Raw genomic sequence first — 330 nt, forward strand, 5'->3', positions numbered from 1 at the left:
CATGGTTCGAGTGTTTCGCGCCAGTACTCCGGTTCCCTGTTCGAGCAGGTGTTGTTCCTGGCTACCGAGGCTTTGTTCCAGTCGCTGTGGGAAAACGCCGACGAACCGGCCGAGCAGTTGTGGCTCAGGCACGCCAACCTCGAATAACCCCCCCTGTATAGCCCCGGTAACCCCGCCGGGTTACCGCCCGGGTTACCGGCTGGTCCCTGGTTTGGCGGGGCCCCTGTTTTTCCATCACCATCTCTGCAGTTCCCTACAGAAAGATAAATCATCATGAAACTCCAAGTTGCCGTGGACCTTCTCACGACCGAAGACGCTCTCGAACTGGCC

Annotated in this window: 1 pseudogene; it reads left to right on the top strand. The window is 58.8% G+C overall.

Annotated features, from left to right (window positions below):
- Positions 1 to 147 (top strand): annotated as a pseudogene (locus A3M3_RS24360) (6-phospho-3-hexuloisomerase); the annotation flags it as partial.
- Positions 148 to 330 lie beyond the last annotated feature (183 nt).

Source organism: Arthrobacter sp. MA-N2 (assembly GCF_000517125.1).
GTDB lineage: Bacteria > Actinomycetota > Actinomycetes > Actinomycetales > Micrococcaceae > Arthrobacter > Arthrobacter methylotrophus.